The 20020-nt window shown below is 44.9% G+C and carries 16 protein-coding genes; 7 read left to right on the top strand and 9 right to left on the bottom strand.

Annotated features, from left to right (window positions below; all coding sequences use genetic code 11):
• Positions 1 to 2 precede the first annotated feature (2 nt).
• On the bottom strand, positions 3 to 1745 hold the full coding sequence (locus tag K0O23_RS02010; RefSeq protein ID WP_246596870.1) for a peptidase domain-containing ABC transporter: 1743 nt from the start codon (positions 1743 to 1745) through the stop codon (positions 3 to 5).
• Between the two features lie 11 nt (positions 1746 to 1756).
• Complete coding sequence (locus K0O23_RS02005) at positions 1757 to 2446, bottom strand: TetR/AcrR family transcriptional regulator (RefSeq protein ID WP_219875701.1); 690 nt, start codon at positions 2444 to 2446, stop codon at positions 1757 to 1759.
• Positions 2447 to 2732: 286 nt separating this feature from the next.
• Between K0O23_RS02005 and K0O23_RS02000 the strand changes: the two genes are divergently transcribed.
• Both K0O23_RS02000 and K0O23_RS01995 read left to right on the top strand, forming a co-directional pair.
• Entirely contained in the window at positions 2733 to 3998 is a 1266-nt protein-coding gene (locus K0O23_RS02000; protein WP_219875700.1) for a DEAD/DEAH box helicase, read from the top strand.
• A 252-nt stretch (positions 3999 to 4250) separates the two neighbouring features.
• Complete coding sequence (locus K0O23_RS01995; protein WP_219875699.1) at positions 4251 to 4547, top strand: hypothetical protein; 297 nt, start codon at positions 4251 to 4253, stop codon at positions 4545 to 4547.
• A gap of 170 nt (positions 4548 to 4717) precedes the next feature.
• Here the strand turns inward: K0O23_RS01995 and K0O23_RS01990 are convergent, their stop codons facing one another.
• The 5 genes from K0O23_RS01990 to K0O23_RS01970 all read right to left on the bottom strand — a co-directional run bounded on the left by K0O23_RS01990 (position 4718) and on the right by K0O23_RS01970 (position 8697).
• The gene (locus K0O23_RS01990) at positions 4718 to 6022 is read right to left on the bottom strand and encodes a hemolysin family protein (RefSeq protein ID WP_219875698.1); all 1305 of its coding nucleotides are present in this window, start codon (positions 6020 to 6022) and stop codon (positions 4718 to 4720) included.
• A gap of 62 nt (positions 6023 to 6084) precedes the next feature.
• Positions 6085 to 6432 (bottom strand): c-type cytochrome, encoded by a 348-nt coding sequence (locus K0O23_RS01985; RefSeq protein ID WP_219875697.1) that lies wholly within the window; start codon positions 6430 to 6432, stop codon positions 6085 to 6087.
• Between the two features lie 3 nt (positions 6433 to 6435).
• Complete coding sequence (locus tag K0O23_RS01980; RefSeq protein WP_219875696.1) at positions 6436 to 7884, bottom strand: PQQ-dependent sugar dehydrogenase; 1449 nt, start codon at positions 7882 to 7884, stop codon at positions 6436 to 6438.
• Positions 7885 to 8006: 122 nt separating this feature from the next.
• Entirely contained in the window at positions 8007 to 8459 is a 453-nt protein-coding gene (locus K0O23_RS01975) for a thiol-disulfide oxidoreductase DCC family protein (RefSeq protein ID WP_219875695.1), read from the bottom strand.
• Between the two features lies 1 nt (position 8460).
• On the bottom strand, positions 8461 to 8697 hold the full coding sequence (locus K0O23_RS01970; RefSeq protein ID WP_246596869.1) for a YgaP family membrane protein: 237 nt from the start codon (positions 8695 to 8697) through the stop codon (positions 8461 to 8463).
• 314 nt (positions 8698 to 9011) lie between these two features.
• Between K0O23_RS01970 and K0O23_RS01965 the strand changes: the two genes are divergently transcribed.
• Both K0O23_RS01965 and K0O23_RS01960 read left to right on the top strand, forming a co-directional pair.
• Positions 9012 to 9341, top strand: coding sequence for a DUF2752 domain-containing protein (locus K0O23_RS01965; protein ID WP_219875694.1), 330 nt, complete (start codon positions 9012 to 9014; stop codon positions 9339 to 9341).
• Positions 9334 to 9681, top strand: coding sequence for a TM2 domain-containing protein (locus tag K0O23_RS01960; RefSeq protein WP_219875693.1), 348 nt, complete (start codon positions 9334 to 9336; stop codon positions 9679 to 9681). Before K0O23_RS01965 ends, K0O23_RS01960 begins: the two co-directional genes overlap by 8 nt.
• A gap of 34 nt (positions 9682 to 9715) precedes the next feature.
• Here the strand turns inward: K0O23_RS01960 and K0O23_RS01955 are convergent, their stop codons facing one another.
• Both K0O23_RS01955 and K0O23_RS01950 read right to left on the bottom strand, forming a co-directional pair.
• Positions 9716 to 11674 carry a M1 family aminopeptidase gene (locus K0O23_RS01955; RefSeq protein WP_219875692.1) on the bottom strand — a complete coding sequence of 653 codons (1959 nt, stop codon included), beginning with the start codon at positions 11672 to 11674 and terminating at the stop codon, positions 9716 to 9718.
• A gap of 141 nt (positions 11675 to 11815) precedes the next feature.
• Entirely contained in the window at positions 11816 to 12721 is a 906-nt protein-coding gene (locus K0O23_RS01950) for a TraB/GumN family protein (RefSeq protein ID WP_219875691.1), read from the bottom strand.
• 671 nt (positions 12722 to 13392) lie between these two features.
• Here K0O23_RS01950 and K0O23_RS01945 point away from each other — a divergent pair.
• The 3 genes from K0O23_RS01945 to K0O23_RS01935 all read left to right on the top strand — a co-directional run bounded on the left by K0O23_RS01945 (position 13393) and on the right by K0O23_RS01935 (position 19959).
• Positions 13393 to 16611, top strand: coding sequence for a SusC/RagA family TonB-linked outer membrane protein (locus K0O23_RS01945; RefSeq protein ID WP_219875690.1), 3219 nt, complete (start codon positions 13393 to 13395; stop codon positions 16609 to 16611).
• Between the two features lie 14 nt (positions 16612 to 16625).
• Positions 16626 to 18143 (top strand): RagB/SusD family nutrient uptake outer membrane protein, encoded by a 1518-nt coding sequence (locus tag K0O23_RS01940; RefSeq protein WP_219875689.1) that lies wholly within the window; start codon positions 16626 to 16628, stop codon positions 18141 to 18143.
• A 139-nt stretch (positions 18144 to 18282) separates the two neighbouring features.
• Positions 18283 to 19959 carry an amidase gene (locus K0O23_RS01935; protein WP_219875688.1) on the top strand — a complete coding sequence of 559 codons (1677 nt, stop codon included), beginning with the start codon at positions 18283 to 18285 and terminating at the stop codon, positions 19957 to 19959.
• Positions 19960 to 20020 lie beyond the last annotated feature (61 nt).

The following is a 20020-nucleotide window of genomic DNA, read 5'->3' as shown; positions in this document are numbered from 1 at the left end:
CTTTAGCGGTATACATCTGTTAACTCCTGTAAAACATCGAGCTGTTTTATTTGCTCATACTTGTCAAAGGCTACCATGTGCCCTTCCTGCAGCAGCAACGTGCGGTCACACAGTTGCATTACGTCCCTGTCATTCGAAACGATGATCATTGTCCAGTTAAATTGCGGGCTTGTAAGTAGTCGCAGGAATTCCATTTTGTCTTTTTTAGCCATACCTGCCCAATAGTTATCGATGATCAGGAACCTGGGGCGCTGCACAAGGCTGCGTGCCATTACTATTTTACGAGCCACGCTGCCTGGCAAACGCATACTGCCGCCAGTAAGGTAGGCATGTAACCCATCTGGCAGGGTATGTACAAATTGTGTGAGGCCGGTAATTTCTATGGCCCACAGTATGTCCTGCATCGGCAGGTTGCGGCCAAGCGTGATGTTTTCTATAAGAGAGCCGTCAAACACCTGCTCTTTGGAAATATTGTCGCCGATGAGGCTGCGCAGGTTACCCTTGTGCAGGTCGTGAAGCGAGATGCCGTTGTAAGCCAGGCTACCTTCGTACGATGGCAGTAATCCTAATAATATGCTGATAAGCGTGCTTTTGCCAGAGCTGTTAAAACCTGCCAAACATACGCTCTCCGAAGGCTGTATCGTGAAGTTTATGTTCTCCAGTGCAACCTTCCCGCTGTCCTTAAACTTATACTTTAGGTTCTTTGCCTGTACGCTTAGTCCGCCGTCTAAAGGAAGGTCTTCCAGTTTTATGCCTTTTATTTCTTCCAGCGGGAGGTCAGTTACCTGCCCGATCTTGTCCAGGCTCGCCATCACGTCATAAACTGTTTCAAGCTTTATGATGATTTTCTCAACGGCTGTCATCATAAGAATGATGATGATCTCTGAGGCTACAAACTGGCCAATGTTTATCTCACGCTGCACTACCAGTATACAACCCAGCACCAGCAGGCCACCGGTAATAAAGGTTTTAAAGCCCACAAAGCTATAGTATTGCGTCATCAGGATCTTAAAGTGCTGTCTGCGCACATCCAGGTAGCTTTTTACATAGCTGTTCGTGCGGTCCATGGGCAGGTCGGTGTGCCCAACCAGCTTAAATGTGCTCAGAGAGCGGGCCATCTCCTGTAGCCAGGCCACCAGTTTATACTTGTACTTAGATTCTCTTATACTTGTCTCCACACCTTTCTGGCCTGTTGCCCATATAATAAACACCAGCACGACAACAAGTATAAGTCCGAAAAAGATAAAGTACGGGTGATAAAAAGAAAGCAGTATCAGTCCGAAAATGATCTGTATTACAGCTGTAGAGAAATCAACCAGTATTTTAGCTACTCCTTTTTGCAGCGTTACCACATCAAAGAAGCGGTTCATCAGTTCAGGGGGGTAGTACTTAAGCAGGGCCTCTGGCTGGAATCGCGGCACCCGGTACGCAAACTCTGAAGCAGTACGGGCAAACAGGCGTTGCTGGATAAACTCCACCAGCCACAGCTGCATTACCTGCAGTCCGCCTACAATTAACAGGGCCAGTACAATCAGGCTTATCAGTACCACAAGCGATACGGTTATCTGCCCGCTCGATACAAAGCCGATTATACTTTGTATGCCCAACGGAAGCATTAAGCTTATTAATCCGGCGGCAACAGCATACACATACATGTACAGTATTTCCCGGCGCTCAATGGACAGCAGCTCCAGGAAGCGCTGCATAGGAGTTAGTTTTTTTTTATCTGTGACTGTAGAAGCCATGCAGTTCAGGGTTAATGGTAAGTGGTCTTATTGTCTACTGCTGTAAAAGTCAACTGTTTCAAAAAGCATATTGTCTCTTCGTACCGGTTGGCTACTACATCGGTAAGTGATGGCAGGTGCCTGGCATAGTACAGTTGCTGGTGCGCAGCCTCCAGCACGGTGCTCATCAGGGCATGCGGGTATTTGAACGAAGGGTTTATTTCCAGCACCATAAGGGCAAGGTAATGGCAAAAGTGCTTCATCTCTAAAAAGTAGCCGGCCTTGTTTTCAGTGTCTACTTCTTTGGTATGGTATACTTTAGATGATTCGGCTACTATAACACGGTGCAGTACACGCTCATCAATATGAACCACCATTGGGTCATCGTCCTGGCCGGCTGTGGTAATTACCTCTATGGCACGGCTCAGCCGCTTCCGCGGGTCTGCTATGTTCTGCGTCTGGAAGTTTACAGAGTAATGCAGCCATGCCCAGTACCATGATACCAGGTAAACCAGCAATTTGTGCTTATTTTCAAAGTAGCGATAAACCGAAGCCTCTGTTGAGCCTATCTCGTTTGCAAGTTTCTTAAAGGTGAAGTCTTCAAACCCAAGCTCATCAATCAGTCTTATACTTTCTGAAATGATCTTTCTGCCCAGCTCTGTTTGCTCCGGCTCTCGCAGGTACGAATGGTGCTTCAGGCTGATATGTACGTTGGTAGCCATTCTATCTTCATTTTAATCAGGTATTCTCTTATACTTTGAGTAGTAAAGCGGTGCAAAGATATTTAAACTTTCATGTATAATAGTAATACTATCAAAAAAAGTTTTTAAACTTTTAAATTTATTTAAGCAACTTAGCTGATAATGAGTTTTAAAGTATAAGCCTGGCATGGCAGTAAGTACAGATCATACTTTAAAAGCAGGCAACCTAACAATCAACAATTAGGCGTACCTTTGCACAATGGTTACACCGTAAGTATAGGCAGAGCCAAGTATAGATACCGCTATCATGAGATTTGAAGATTACCGCATATCCGACGAGATAAAAAAGAGCCTGAGCAAGCTGGGCTTCAAAAAGCCAACCGATATTCAGTTTAAAGCTATACCTCCCATCATGAAAGGAGAGGATGTATTGGCTATTGCCCAGACAGGCACAGGTAAAACAGCTGCATTTGCAATTCCGGTGCTCGACAGGCTGCAGTTCAGTAAGAACCGCCGCCGGCAGGATGGCATTAAGTGCGTGGTAATGGTGCCAACGCGTGAACTGGCGCTGCAGATAACAGAGGTGTTTAACGAAATTGGGCAGGGCACGCGTGTAAAAACGTTTTGTGTATTCGGAGGAGTAGAGCAGGGCCCGCAAATCGCGAAGCTGGAAGATGGCATTGATATACTGGTAGCAACGCCTGGCCGTCTGTTTGACCTGGTAAGCCAGGGGTACATACAATTACATAGGATTGAGGTGCTGGTGCTGGATGAGGCGGATCATATGCTGGACCTAGGCTTTATACACGACATCCGACAGTTAATATCCAAACTGCCCCGCCAACGGCAAACCCTGTTTTTCTCGGCCACCATTAACGAGAAGATAAAGGAACTGGCCTACTCGCTGGTAAATAAACCGGTACGCATACAGATATCGCCTAAAGACCCGGTAGCCAAAAACGTAGACCACTCGGTGATGTACGTTGGGATGGACGATAAGCGCTTTTTCCTGGAACGTGTAGTAAAGGAGAACCCTGACAAAAAGATACTAGCCTTTGTGCGCACTAAAGTACGTGCAGAGCGTGTGGTGGCAGCTATGGAGCGTGTTGGTATACAGGCTATAAGCATACATGGCGGCAAAGAACAGAAAGACCGCCTCGATGTAATGCGTAAGTTTAAAAAGGGAGATGTAAAGCTGCTTATTGCTACGGATGTGAGTGCGCGTGGTATAGATATACCTAATGTAGAGTATGTTGTGAACTACGATCTGCCGGAGCAACCCGAGAATTATGTACACCGTGTGGGCCGTACAGGTCGTGGTACCGAAAAAGGCATTGCCGTTAGCTTTTGTGCTCCCGAGGAGAAACCCATACTTGACGAGATACAACAGTATCTGACCAAAGATATAAAAGTGCTGGAGGTAAACACCGAAGACTACGAAGCCACCATCGACTTTAGTGCTGCAGCAAAGTATGACTGGAAATCCCTGATAAAGGAAGCTGAAGAAGGCGACATGGCTGCAAAGGCTGCCAAGGCCAAAAAAGCGAAAGCAAAGGCAAGGAAAAAGAAATAGTCATACATTAGGAATTTAAAAAGGACCTGTGCTTAACTAAAGCACAGGTCCTTTTTTATAAGTGCTTGTGGATTAATGTAATAAATGATGTTTATGCGCCGTTTTTGTGTAGTTTTTCGTATAAATTAATATAACTAATAATTTGTAACACGTGCTAGTATAAGCCAGCACCGATAAAGAAAGGAGTACGAGATGAGGCATAGACGAAGTGGAAGAGATCACCTTTCAGATATATTTTATACTACAGGTGATATGAACTCAAATTCAATGAGTAACAGCTATGGCTTCTCAAGACAATTTACTGATGCTACTCAGGATATGATGCTTAGAGAAGAAAGATTAGAGAGAGAGCACCGAATGGAAGAAGAGCGCAGGAGAGAGGCGCAGTACCCAAGCTGTAGAATAACGGATAGGCCGGCCGGATGGTATAATGATAGAAACAGACCTCCCCGTGGGGATTATGACAGAAACAGACCATTGAGAGACTACCCGGAAAGGCCGCCAAGAGACTACTACGACAGGGGCAGGCCACCTGGATGGCAGTGGTAAAACATCTGAAAACTGGAAAACTCTCGTTAGAAATCTCTTAAGGAAAATGCTTGCTGTAAACATATAACAGGAGGCACCCAAAAGATTCAAACATTTTTAACAGCAAGTCACTTTGCTTTACTGCAGAGTGACTTTTTATTTTGAGCCATCCGTTGCTACGCATGCTTAAGCTATTGCCTTAGTTGCGGTTTCCCATCAGCGGATTTATTAAGTAAGATCTTGTCTATCCTGGTACCATCCATGTCTATCACCTCTAGCAGGTATCCGTCAAGTATAAGTTTGTCTCCTACACGTGGTATCCGGGAAATCTGGTGAAGTATGAAACCGGCTAATGTTGTATACAGCCTGCTGTTTTCCGGAATAAGCATATAGCCTAAGTACTCGTTCAGGTTAACAACGGAGGTAGTGCCGCTGATCAGGACAGAGCCGTCTTCGCGCACATACATATCCGGCTCTGCCTCCTCGCCGATGTCCGGAATATCGCCAACAATAGCCTCCATTATATCGTGCAGCGTTATAATGCCCTCAACAGCGCTATGCTCATCTACTACAACACCAAGATACTGTTTCTCTTGCCTGAACAGGCGAAGCGTATTTACAGCCAGCATGCTGTCAGAGACAAATACCGGTTTCTTAAGTATAGCACTCAGGCTAAAGTCGGGGTTGCTCATGTAGGCCAGGAAATCTTTGGCGGAAAGTATACCTACAATGTGGTCAATGGTGCCTTCGCAAACAGGAAACTTGGAGTGTGGGCTCTGTAGGATAGTTTCATGTATAGCTTTTACAGGCGCGTTAGCTTCTATCCAGATAACATTGGCGCGTAGAGTCATAAGGCTGCTGTTGCGTTGATCGTAAAGGCTAAAGATGTTTTGGTGAATCTGCTCTTCTTCATGCTCCAATACGCCTTCCTGCCCGGCTACACGCAGCATATGGCGCAGTTCTTCTTCTGTAACTGTTTGGGATGAGTTTTTAGGGTTTATCCTCAGTATTTTGATGATAAAATTTGTAGTGCCTGATAGCAAGCGCACCAACGGATACGTGATGGATGTGAAGAATCTGATAGAAGGGGCTACAAACATCGCAATGCCAAGCGTGTTGCGCAGTGCCAGTGTTTTAGGTATAAGCTCACCCACTACAATGGTAAAGTAGGTAATAAGTATAACCAGCAGCGTAATCGCTATTTCAAAAGCATACGGAGCCAGTGCATCAATTCTGCCAATGTATGGCGCAACCTTGCCGGCTAGCATGGTGCCGCCGTAAGCCCCGGCAACTATACCTATCAGTGTTATGCCAAGCTGTATGGATGAGAGAAAGTTTTCGGGGTGCTTGTGCAACTGAAGTATAATTTTGGCCCGGGCGTTGCCTTTCTCTGCCTTATGCGCTACCCTGCTCTTTTTAACAGACACCAACGCAGTTTCGGACATGGCGAAGTATCCGTTAAGCAGTGTAAGTATAAGTATGATGGCAAACTCCATGTGTTGCAGGCTTATCCTGCTTTTGGTATACTACAGCAGTACGCACATTTGTTTGGCAGGCTTTACTCTTTTGCAGACCTGAGCTCTTTTAAGTAGGCTACCAGGTTATCAAGTTCCCGATCCGAGATGTGGTCTTCTTTAAAGGCAGGCATTACCCCTAAACCTTTTCTTATCTGAAATTTCATTAGAAAACCTGGTAGTGGTTTGTTGTTGATGGCTGGACCTAAGCCAGCGGCACCTCCAGGGTGGCATTTGTTGCAATGCGACATAAAAACTACCTCGCCCTGCGCCACAGCCTGTGACTCAATGTTTAGCGGCGGGTGCGTTGGTGCGCCACGACGCGCAGAGCCGCAGTAGCTAAGCGAAAGCAGCAAAAGAAAAGCAGCGGAAAGTATAAATGGCTTTTTCATGGCTTAGCTTTTAGTTATTTTCCAGATCACACCTGTCTTTAATTTTGGCTCCGGCCCATTTTTGCCTGTTTCCATTATACCGAAATCCACAATATAAAGGCTTTGTCCGTCTGGCGAGAACTTTACACTAACTGGCCGTTCTAAGCCACCGGTATTAAGCTTTGAGGCGGGGGCTGTCTTTTTACCTTTGTTGGCGGCAAAGTCTGTAACTACGCCATTCTCCACATTAACCCGCACTACTTTATACCCTACCGGCGAGAGCACCTTGCCTACACCAGGGGCCATATCGCCAAACTGGGCAATAAACGCTTCGCCCTGGTAGCCAAAACTGTTGCTGCGCGAAAAATCAAGACCGTTGGAGGAGGAGTGAACGCCAAGGGTGGCAGCTGGTTTGGGAGGCTTATCGGGATGCTGCGCCAGCAGTGGCTGTGGGGCTTTATTACCGGGAGGAGAAAACCTGTCTCCGTTAAAAGGGATACCTCCCGAAAAGTCTGGCCAGCCGTACCACTTTCCATTTTCTATCTTCCATAGGTAATCCCCGGTGCCCCACACAGGCCTGCTGCCACGGTCATCAAAGCTATTGTCGCTTACATACAAAGTGCCTCCCGGTGAAAAAGCCAGCCCAAAAGGGTTGCGAAAGCCCCATGCCACCAGTTCCATCTTGCCGCCCTCTGGGGAGATTTTAAGCACGGAACCGGAGCACGGAATGCTTCCCTTGATAACTTGTCCCTGTGTGGTAGCACTGCCATAGGCTGAGTAGGCGCCGGTTGTCTGCTTTCCGCTTTTTGTATCTAACGGAATCTCACTGGTATAATTCTGGCCAGTCAGGGTTACGTCCTGGCAGGGTATGTCATGAAATTGAGGATGTCGCTTTAGCCAGCCGTATTCGTAATTGTCAGGGCCAACCACTCCGGAGTTTGTGGCAGTGCCCAGGCCAAAGTATAACTTTCCGTCAGGTCCGGCAACAGGGCCATTCGTGTGGTAGTCGCCAAGGGTGGGGAGGTTCTCTATTACTGTGCTGATGTTGCCGGCAGGAGAGATACGTAACAGCTTGCCGCCTGTCATTTGTCCGCCCTCAGCCACATAAAAGTTTCCGTTGTGGTAGGTAACGCCAGTCCAGGGGCCGTTTTTTTGTCCGGTAGCAACAGTGGCAAGGTTACCGTTATTCTCAACGCGCAACAGCTTTGGCTCCAGAAATACTTCTCCGTAAGAATATCCGGCTTCAATTACATACAGCTGGCCTTGTTCATCAAAGGCAACTGCAGTCGGAAAAGTTAATCCTGTTGCAACAGCCTCAGCCGTATACCCTTCTGGTAATGCGATATCCCTTGGGTTAACAGTACGGGTTTCAGTGGGTGAATCTGTTTGTCCGCCGCCTTTTGATGGGAGTATTTTGTAGCAGCCGCTAGCTATCAGTAGCAGTAATATCAGCAACCAGTAATTGTTTTTCATAGCTATAGATAAGGTGTGGCACAGGCTTAAAATTAGTTATTGAAAATACGATTCAATAACTGTAATGTTATTGCTTAGGTTTATCGAATAAGCTAACCAATTATTGTCAGGTGTTTTTCAGCTTAACTGGGTGGGGGCTGTTGTGCATCGAACTCCCGGGCTTCTTTGGAAAATAGTTTTATAACCCAGAAAAAGAAATCGCGGAACGTTGCTACCAGCCAATAACCAGCCTCAAAAACTGAATCAGCAAGTATAACATTATGGTATAACCTGTTCCAGAAATCGTTTCCGCCTAAGGCAAGCATCTCAAAAACGGCTGCTGCTCCGCGCAGGCGCCTGTACTGTGTAATCAGGTAAACTGATTTGCTGAATTGCTGTCGGGTAATCCCAAAGTATGTTTTGGGTAATTGTTGATAAGGTATAAAAGTAACTTCGCCGGATGCATGTAGTTGCCACTTACTAACCCAATATTTGCAGAAATTGCACGCTCCGTCATACACCATAATGGGTTTAAGGGTGGAGAGGGGCAATTGCTGGTGCTCTCCATTGGTAACAATGCTCACCTTCGATTGCACATCATGAATTTTTCTTTCGTTTATTGCTCAACTTCCTGTCATCGCAGCCATTGTATCCGATTGCAGAATTTATAGGGCACCAGCGCACAATGCCGGTTACAATCGGTATAAGGCCTATAAGAGCCAAAGCTTTAGAATTATAATAAGCACCAATACCAACTAGTGCCATGCCTGCTGTAACACGCGCCTTTTGTTCTACTAATCCAACGTTACATTCCATAGATTTAAGTTTATTCATATTTTTATTTACTTTTGTGCTTAAATAAGGTTGAGCAATTTGGGGTATACTTAGTAGAGCAAGTTTTAAAGACGGTTAATGTAAAAAACCTGAGTGCATTGCAGTCATAACTAAGTATGGCTGAGAGCGCAATGAGATATTTAAAATCAGGGAGGGGATTTATGGTGTTAAACTGGGTGGCATCTGATCCAGAGTACAAGAAGCCGAATTTATGAATGCAATTTATAACACCGCTTATAAGGTAAATTTGCCGGGATTTAATTATACTTGTTCTGTATAAGCTAGTAAGGCGATGCATATTTATAGAGATGCAGATGAAATTAAACCGGTATACAGCAAAATTTAGTTACCTGGCAGAGGCTGGGCTGTGGCTGACCGGCTTAACCCTGCTGGCGCTCATGAACCCGGAAGGGGAGCACCTGTTTAGCTTTTGCCCCTACAGCTGGATTTTAGAGAGCGGTTGTATCGGGTGTGGGATAGGGCATGGCATCTCTTTTCTGTTGAAGGGTAATTTGCAGGCATCGTGGGAGGCTCATTCGCTGGCTGCGCCTGCACTGCTGGTGTTGCTTTGGCGTTGCTGGCAACTGTTGCGCTGGCATTTCAGACACTTTAATCTACTAACCTTAAATAAGCATCATGGCTAATATTCTACACCTTATGCCGGACCTTGAGCCGGACGAAATGAATTATGTGCAGTCGCTGGTAAACCCCATGTCTGATGAGGAGGCAATGCAGTTTGCAACCATTTATCGTAACCGGCGCAGAGAGCCTATGCTTATACTTATAACCACCATTATCGGATTTTTTGGTGTAGCAGGTATACAGCGTTTCCTGATCGGAAACATAGGAATGGGTTTGCTATACTTTTTTACTGCCGGCCTATGCTTTATAGGTACTATTGTTGACTTGATAAACTACCGCAGGCTGGCTTACGAGTATAATGTAAAAGAGGCCCAGCAGGTAGTAGCCATGATGCGGTATTAACTATACTTAAAAGCGCAATCTGTGCTATGTGCAGTTAGCGGCTTACCTTTACAAAGCGGGTGCTATACTTTTGGCTGCCATCTGTGAGTACCAGTTGGTAAATGCCCGCTGCTAATCCTCTAACAGGTATACTTGCCTCCGGCAAAGGCTTAAGGCGCAGGCTCCGTACCAATTTTCCGGTCATGTCGTAAACTTCGGCGGTAGTGGGGCTAAAGTATAAATTGATTACTTTTATACTGTATCCCTGGGCCGGATTTGGGTAAAGTATAGGTTCTCCGCCATCAGGCACTTCAAGTATCTCGTTTCTGGCGACAGATGCAGCTTTCAATATCCAGTTGTCAGGATCAGGGGTTATACTTTGCACCTGGCCATTTAATCGGATTAGATACTCTTCAGTAGGGGAGTTTTGTGAAACACGAATGGTGGTATCGCCGGCGGTTGTGGAGATGCGGTACTCCATATCTGTTTTAAAAAATGAGGTATTGCCTGTGCCCGTAACATTTGAAACGATGAGCAAGCGGTTCTGCTCCTGGTTCCAGGCAATGTTGAAAATGGGGTAGCCTGTGCCGGCATACCACTGCTCGAAAAAGTAATCGAGTTGCTTGCCTGTAGTTTGCTCAAACACCTGCTGCAGATCCGCAGTGCTTGCGGTTTTGCCGCCATACTGTTGCTGGTAGTTTTGCAGGGCTTTAAAGAAAAGCGCATCATTGTTTACCTCAAACCGAAGCATATGCACTATAGCAGCCCCTTTTTTGTAGCTAAGCCTGAAGTTAAAGATTTGAGAAACAGAGGTTGTGTCGGCCACTTTAACCGGAGATCTAGTATTTTGTCTGCTCAATTCCTGTGCATTTGTCATCCATGCCTGGGCAGCCTCAGGAGTTGCGAACTTCTGTAGCGCGAGGTATTCCGCATATGAGGCAAATCCTTCGTTCAGCCAGATATCCTCCCAGCTAGCGCAGGTAACGTTGTTCCCAAACCACTGGTGGGCCAGCTCATGGGCTGTAAGGGTAAAGGTAAAAGTGCTTTGCGTGGTCATGGTCTGGTGTTCCATGCCGCCACCCATAGGCGCCATACTGTGCCCATACTTTTCTTTGTGAAACGGGTACAGGCCAAACAGCTCTGAAAAGTGCTCCAGAAAGCCGGGGGTTCTGTCCATCTCTGCTTTAAAAGTATTTAGCGCTCCGCCGCTGTACACATAATTAAGTATAGGCACAGGTTTGGCAGCACCAGCCGGATTAGCATACTGCAAGTATTCCTCGTAATTGGATACAGCCACCGACACCAGGTAATAATCTATCGGGTAATTCGATTTCCACTCATAGCGCTTTCTGTTGTTGGGCAATTCCACTACGCTTGTAAGCAAACCGTTAGAACCTACTTTATTTTCGGCGCTGGTGGTAACAAACACATGTACGGAGTCTGCTTTGTCGGTAAGTACCTGCTTGGTTGGCCACCATTCGTAGGCAGCGTAGGGTTCGCTCAGGCTCCAGGTAACATTGTTGCCCCAGTTTAGCTCACGGGCCGTGTTAAAGCCATTGCCAATGGCAGCAGCGCCACTGCCTGGTGCCGTGCCTTTATAAAAAATGGTGGCAGATACTTTTTCTGAGGCTTTTGCGGGGGTGCTTAACTGCGCCAGTGCATCACTGCCATCGCGGTTTATACTTTTAGCCGGGAAGCCGTTGATCAGTACAGACTCAATCTCGAAATTAGGATGCAGTTCGAAAGCAAACTCCCTTAGTTCTCCTGATTTCACCTTTGCCTCAATTGTGGCGCTTCCGGCAATGTAAGTAGAGTTTCTTTCCAGTTGCAGATCCAGTTTGTAAAAAGTAACATCATACTGGTTCATCAGGAGTTCATGTCCGGGGGAGGCCACTGCCTGCCTCGCTGTAGCCTGTGATCTGCTCTCTGCACACAGGTTTATACTTTGCCCTTCAGATTCCAGGCCGCCAAGTATAAGCCAGCTGATTAAGAGAAAGAGTAAGTTTTTTATCATAGTATAAATATGTAGTGCCTGAAGTATAAATGTACGGGCCAGTTGCTTTTAATGTCGGTAGCTGGCTTTGGCTGTCTGGAAATTATAACAGCCTCTTACAGTATAAATCAGTAAGTATACTTTAGATTGACATAAATACGATTACTCCAGTATGGGCTTTACCGTATAGCCTTTCCTTCGAAGCAATTCCAGCACCCCCTGCTCACCGCCTAAATGGCCGGCCCCCACTGCAAAAAAAGTAGGCTTGGCTTTGGCTTCGCGCTCTATAACCGGTATCCAACGCATGTTGCGGGCAACAAGAAAAGTTTCTTCATAAAGTGTGTACTCCTCAGGTGTCAGGTCTTCTTTCGTGATGTCGGTGAGTCCGTCCAGGTCCTGGGCCAGGTATAGCTTCACCATTTCAAGGTAAGATGCACGTGCTGCCGACATGTCTTTTACAGTTTTTACGAGCATATCCGTTTGCATTTGCTGCGGCAGTCTATCCATGGCAGCTAGCTGCTCTCTTATAGTTTCTACCCCTATCACCTCTTTGCCCTGGGCGTGGGCCATTTCTATCAGGCGCTGTTCATAAGATACTGCCTTGCATTCTGTAAGCTGAGACAAAAGCAAAGACTGAAGCATAAATGGCTTCATATTGTCAAACATTTTCAGATCCAGTTGCATAGTATTGGCCAGGTGTTGTGCCAGTAGGTTGTAGTCTTCCGGTTTAAGCATTGTGCTAAGTGTTTTGCCGGCTGGCAACGTTGCGCTTTGCATGAGCTCGGCCATAAAGTTTGGTGCGTCCATGTCCACTTCCAGCGATAGCTGCTCTGTTTCTTGCAGTCTTTTCTTTACCAGCTCAGGCACTACAAACTCTTCCGGGCATAACGCATGGATGGTGCCAAACACATAGGAAGGTGATTTAAGCCCGTTTCCGGAGACCTCCCAAATAAGCGTGCGCGGCGTGCTGATAACGCAAGCCATACTTGCGATAGGAGTAAATACAGCCAGGATAACATAAGCTGTAATAAGCCTGTTATGGATGAATCGCTTTAATGGAAATCTCATTGATGGAAAAAATGTTTAGAGCAATTTAAGAATTATTGTCTCACAAAGCTAAAGTTTCTGGAGCAGGCGGATACACAAACTATTCAGGATGAAGAGTATATTAAGTATTACAGTCATACTGGTGTGTAACCTGATTATTTTGAAGGCAGCCGATTTAGAGTAACGCACAATCCCATACATCTTATTGATACATTCTGCTTGCTCCTTGTTTCTACATATCTATTCATAGCTGGGCAGACACTCCCTTTTAAATCATTGTTAAAACAGCGAAATAGTAAAATACACGATTCCGGTGTTTAACCTTTAATATTGTTATATTACACTTAATATGTATATATGGTGTCTAATTTATTAAAAAAGTTATAATATTGGTGTGTAAACAAAGGTGTATGTGGTGTTATAGCAAATTGTATTATATCAACATTGATTGAATTTTGTTTTTTTAATATAAAGTCTGTAAAGCAGTGGTTTTGGTGCTATTGCGCTGCATGTATACGCTTATTGAATAATTGAAGTGTGATACGTATATAACTTTATCTTTTATGCAAGATCAGTTTGCGGGCTTTTTTTTAATAAAAGTTTTGACATCGATAATTAATAATTATATTTGAGTTATTATCTATTCTATTCTATTCACATTTAACAATTATCTAACCTAAAATCACAGACGTATGAAGAAGAGTTTACTCTTTAGCCTCTTTTTTGTGCTCATAATGGCTTTACCAGCCTGGGCGCAACAAAGTAGGACAGTAAATGGAAAAGTGACTGATCAGGCTACTGGTCAGGGATTGCCGGGGGTTGCTGTATTGGTAAAAGGTACAACAGTAGGTACTGCAACAGCAGCAGATGGGGCTTATACTATAAGCGTACCAGGAGATAACAGTACATTAGTATTCAGATACATTGGCTACACAACGCAAGAAATTCCTGTTGGTTCCTCAGGTACTGTGAATGCTACTCTGAGTGTTGATGAGAAAACACTTTCAGAGGTTGTAGTTGTTGGTTATTCAACATCAACGCAGCAATCGTTTACAGGTACTGCAAAAGTTGTTAGCGGAGAAAGACTTGAGAGCAAGAACGTTGCTAACGTATCTCAGGCTCTTGCTGGTGAGGTTGCAGGTGTTAGAGTTATTAACACAAGCGGTCAGCCGGGTACAGCGGCTACTATTCGTATCCGTGGTCTTGGTTCTGTTAACGGTAACCGTGATCCGCTTTATGTAGTAGATGGTGTGCCTTTTAGCGGTAGTATCAACTCTATTAACCCAGCGGATATCGAAACAACTACTGTTTTGAAAGATGCTGCTGCAACTGCAATTTATGGTGCAAGAGGCGCTAACGGTGTAGTTGTAATCACAACTAAAACAGGTAGAGGCAAAAAAGCTTATATCGAGGTAGATGCAAATACTGGTACAAACGCCGCGTTGCTTCCTCGTTACAGCACGATCAAGTCACCTGAGCAGTATATTGCTCTGGGCTGGGAAGCGCTTTACAACCAGGCAGTAGCTACAGGAAAAACAGATCCTGTGGGTATTGCAAATTCTACCTTATTCTCTGCTAAAGGCATCAGCCCGGGCTATAATATGTGGAACGTTGCTAATGGCGGTGAGCTTATTGATCCAATGACAAGATCAGTTAGGCCAGGTGTTACCAGAAAGTATGATCCTGAGAACTGGGAAGATTATGGTTTCCAGAACTCTTCACGTAACGAAGCAAATGTTAAGTTTGGTGGCTCAAGCGGTAAAACTAACTATTACTCTTCTGTTGGTTACCTGAATGATGTTGGTTACCTGATCAATTCAGATTACCAGCGTTTATCAGCTCGCTTAAATATTAACCAAGAGATCAACAAGTGGTTAACGAGTGCATTTAACATTAACTATGCAAGAAGCGAGACCAATAACAACGGTCAAAGCAGCGACTCCGGAAGTATATTCTGGTTTGTAGATAACATTCCTTCTATCTACCCATTATACCAGAGAGATGCAGAAGGTAACATCATCACTGATCCGATCTTTGGCGGTGGCCGCTTTGACTACGGAGATAGAACAGGTTTTTCTCGTGGATTCGGTGGTTTAACAAACGCTATTTCTGATGCTACGCACAACATTCAGAGACACAACCGTAACGAACTTAACGGTAACGTAAGCTTAAACGTTAACATCATGGATGGCCTGGTATTAGAGAACCGTTTCGGTGGCCAGTTCTATCACAACAAATTTGTTAGCAGAGGCAATAAGTACTATGGTGGTTCAGCATCACAGAATGGTAGCCTTTTCCTTCAGAGAACCGAGATGTTCTCTTACAACATGTTAAACATGTTAAGATTTAACAAGGCATTTGGTAGCCATAGTATAGAAGTACTTGCTGCGCACGAAGCTACTGACTGGAGCAGCAACATACTAAATGCTTCTGGTTATAGCCTGGTAGATCCTAATATCTTAGACCTTAACAATACAATTGTTAAGAACCCTTCTTCTGGTTACACCAACTCATGGTCACTAGAAAGTTATTTCTCTCAAGTTAACTACGATCTTGATAAGAAGTATTTCCTTTCTGCTACAATCAGAAGAGACGGTTCTTCAAGATTTGTGAAAGATAAGTGGGGTACGTTTGGTTCGGTTGGTGCAGCATGGGTTATTTCTAACGAAGACTTCATGGCAGATCAGTCGATCTTCAGCAACCTGAAATACAAAGTAAGCTACGGTTTGATAGGTGATCAGGCAGGTTTAGGATACTTTCCGGGATATGACCTTTGGAACGTAGATAACCTGAATGATAAGCCTGCATTCTCAATGCAAACGAATGGTAATCCTGATCTGACTTGGGAAACATCTAAAATGTTTCAGACTGGTTTCGAGTTCGGACTAGGTAACTACCTGACAGGATCAATTGACTACTATGTGAAGAATACTGATGACCTTATCTTCAGTAGAAGAGTTGGTCCATCAAGAGGTATCGCTTTGATCAATGTTAACGATGGTAACCTTCAGAACAAAGGTCTTGAGTTTGACTTAACTGGTAATGTGTTCCAAGGCAAAGATTACCGTTTAAGCCTGGGCGTAAACGGCGAGATTTTCACAAACCAGATCACTAAAATGCCTATTGACCCCGCTACAAGTGCAGAAAAAATAGTTGACGTACAAGGTCTTTATGCATGGTCAAAAGGTCACTCAATCTTTGACTTCTACATGCGTGAGTGGGCAGGCGTAGATCCATTGGACGGACGCGGAATGTGGACTGTACACTATGTTGATGCAAACGGTAACGGTGCTTTTGATTCAGGTGAGCAGATCGCTAGCTTAACTAACTATATGGCTGAGAACCCGAATGAGAACATACTAGTTGGCACAACTAAAGTATGGTCTCAGGCAACTCAGAAATATGTAGGCAAGTCTGCTATTCCGGATGTAAGAGGTGCTTTCAACCTGAATGCTGGTTACAAAGGCTTCGACCTAAGCACGCAAGTGTTGTACAGCTTTGGCGGATACGCTTATGATGGCGCTTATGCAGGCCTGATGGGCAACGGATTGGTTGGTAACAACAACTGGCATACAGACATCTTAGGAAGATGGCAGCAAGAAGGCGATGTTACAGATGTGCCACGTCTTTCTAACAACCAGGATCCTAACGTTAACTCAACATCAACAAGATTCCTTACAAAAGCGAATTACCTGGTGCTTAACAACGTACGCCTGAGCTATACTTTACCATCATCTTTTGTTAGCAAGTATGGTGTAGGTGGCCTTTCAGTTTGGGTATCTGGTGATAACTTGTGGATCAACACTGCCCGTGATGGTTTCAACCCATCTACAAGCGAAGCAGGTAGCTCAAGCACTTACCGTTATTCTCCTCTGTCAACTTTCACAGCAGGTGTAAGAGTTAAACTTTAATTATCTGATTAAAAATGAAAAAGAATTTATATATAATAGGAGCCGCTTTACTCACATTTTTCGTGAGCGGTTGCGAAAAGGAATTCCTGGATAAACAGCCAACACAGTACCTAACGCCAGAGCAGATCGCGGAAGCTGCTAAAACAGATCCGGGCTTGCTTAACGGTCAGATTGCAGGTTTATATTCTACCATGTACAACACGGGTACAGGTGGTACAACAGGCCATGATGACTTTGGGCAGAAAGGCTATGATATCTACAGCGATATGCTTGCTTCTGATATGGCCTTGGCTGGTACAAACTACGGTTGGTATACAGGTGTGGCAAGATACCAGGCATCATCAGATTATACGTTGAATGCTGTTTACATGCCATGGCGATATTACTACCGTGTAATTTATGCGGCTAACAACGTAATCGATGCTTTGGGTGGTACAGATGCTGTACAAACAGAACCATTGCAGCGCCATATCATGGGCCAGGCAAAAGCTATGCGTGGTTATGCTTACTTCTACCTGACTCAGTTCTACTCAGCTGGCTACGGTACTGGACAGGAGAAAATTCTTCCTATCTATACAGATAGCAAGCAGCCAAACCAGCCAAAATCTACAACTGAGGAGGTGTATAACCTAATGATCGACGACCTGACTGAAGCAGTTGATTACCTGGTAGACTTTAACAGATTAACTAAAGATCAGGTTGATGCAACAGTAGCAAAAGGTTTGTTAAGCTATGCACTTGCAGCCAGAGGAACAACAGAAGACCTTAATAGAGTAGTTGCTCTTACAAATGAGGTTATCAATGGCTCTGCATACCGTATCACGAACGAAAATGAATTGTACGGTAAGATTGTAGATGGTGTATTAGTTAACCCTGAATCTGGTTTTAACAACGTGGCTACTCCAAGCTGGATGTGGGGTGTAGACCTTACATTAGCAAATCGCCTTAACCTTGTATCATGGTGGGGACAGGTAGATTACTATACTTATAGCTACGCATGGGCAGGTGACCCTAAAACAATGGACAGAAACCTGCAAAACTCTATTGGTGCTAAAGACCTTAGAAGAAAGCAGTTCCATTCAACAGGCCGTCCACTTTACAAGTTCTTTGACCCGGCAAGAAAAATTGGCGGCCAGAGACAAGTAACTACAGATTATGTTTACATGCGTATAGAGGAGATGATCCTTATGAATGCTGAGGCGAAAGCCAGACTTGGAGACGATGCTGGTGCTAAGGAAATGCTTAAGAAGCTGATGGTAGAAAGAATCGAAGAAGACGGCTACGAAGCTTATGAGACATACCTGAGCGGCTTAAATGGACAGGCACTTAAAGATGAGATATTCCTGCAGACTCGTATTGAGCTATGGGGTGAAGGTAAAGCATACTTAGCTTTAAAGCGTAACAAGCAGTCAGTTACAAGAGGTGCAAACCACTTGTTCTTTGCTGGTGATACTTTCTCATGGGATTCTGACGAAATGACGTTCCCGATTCCACAAGCGGAAGTATTGAACAACCCTGTTCTTAATGACTAAGATCAAGTCAGGTTCAGATCTTGTAAAGAAGAACTGAACTTTGATAAAATAAAAAAGGCCGTTCGTAAGAGCGGTCTTTTTTATTTTACGATTTAGTCTTAATTTGAATACCTAATAATTAAAACTAACGAACAACAAAATGCTTAGAAAAGGAGCAATAGTATTAATAGGAGCAGGGTGCTTTATTTCCGGAGCATTCATTTCCAAAGTAGCCGACGACAAACTTACTGTGGGTATAGTACGTGAGGCACAAAAGTTAATAGGCTTAAATTTTAATGACGCACAACTGGATTCTGCGCTTACCAACCTGGAAAGATTTCAGCAGAACTATGAAGTGATCAGAAAACAGCCATTGCCGAACAATGTAGCGCCTGCAATAACATTTAACCCAATACCGGTAGGGTTTGAGTTCGATAAAACAAAAGGAAAATTTGAAGTAGCTAAGGCTTCTAACGTTAAACTACCCCAAAACCGCGACGAACTGGCATTTTACTCCGTGCCACAATTGGCAGAACTGATCCGTACTAAACAGATAAGCTCTGAAGAATTGACAAAATTTTACCTGGACCGCCTGAAAAAGTATGGCCCTACGCTGGAGTGTATTACAACGATAACAGAAGAGCTGGCACTGGAGCAGGCCCGCAAAGCCGACAAGGAAATTAAAGCTGGGAAGTATAAAGGGACACTACATGGCATCCCATTTGGGGTTAAAGACCTGTTGTCAACTAAAAAATATAAAACAACCTGGGGCGCTATGCCATACAAAGACCAGGTAATAGACGAAGATGCTACAGTAGTGCAGCGTCTGCAGGATGCCGGTGGTATACTAGTAGCGAAAACAACCTTGGGCGCTCTGGCCATGGGAGATGTGTGGTATGGTGGTAAAACACGTTCGCCCTGGGATATAAACCAGGGATCAAGCGGCTCCTCGGCTGGTTCGGCAGCTGCCGTAGCGGCAGGTTTATTGCCCTATGCCATAGGCACCGAAACGCTTGGTTCTATTGTATCGCCGTCTACAGCATGCGGTACTACAGGCCTGAGGCCAACATTTGGACGCGTTAGCCGCCATGGAGCAATGGCACTTAGCTGGTCTATGGACAAGATAGGCCCGATAACACGCTCTGCAGAAGATGCAGCCATTGTGTTCAACGTGATCTACGGACCTGATGGAAAAGACCAGTCTGTATACGATGCACCGTTTAACTACAACCAAAGTATAAACCCGAAGAAACTGCGTGTAGGTTACCTGAAGAAGGACTTTGAGCGTACCTACGGGTTTAAAGAAAACGACGAAGCCACCTTAGCCGCACTTAGAAAAGCAGGCATAGAACTGGTTCCGATAGAATTACCTGACCTGCCAGCCAGGGAATTGACACTAACTATTTCTGTGGAAGGTGCAGCTGCCTTTGACGAGCTTACCCGCAGCGGGAGAGACAGTTTGTTGGTAGCGCAGCACAAAAACGCATGGCCAACCTCATTTAGGGCAGCAAGATTTGTACCGGCTGTGGAGTATCTGCAGGCGCAGCGAGTGCGCACTCTACTCATACAGCAAATGCACGAGAAGCTAAAAGACATAGATGTATACCTGAGTCCTTCTTTTGCCAGCAGCAACCTGGTAGTTACCAACCTGACCGGGCATCCATGTGTGGTAGTGCCAAACGGATTCCAGAAAAACGGAATGCCAACCACCATCACATTTATGGGAAAACTGTTCGGGGAGGCGGAGCTGCTTAGCTTTGCGAAGTTCTACCAAAGTATAACTAACCACGAAGAGCAACACCCAAGTATGGATTTCACTACTAAAAAGAAATCATAAAGCTTAAATAATCGCCGTCTGCACCAGGGAACTAAAGCAGGCGGCGATTTTGCTTAGTAAA

The sequence above is a fragment of the Pontibacter aydingkolensis genome (genome assembly GCF_019443125.1).
In the GTDB taxonomy this organism is placed as follows: domain Bacteria; phylum Bacteroidota; class Bacteroidia; order Cytophagales; family Hymenobacteraceae; genus Pontibacter; species Pontibacter aydingkolensis.
The sequence above is the reverse complement of the archived record's forward strand: the minus strand, read 5'-3'. Positions and strand labels throughout refer to the sequence as shown.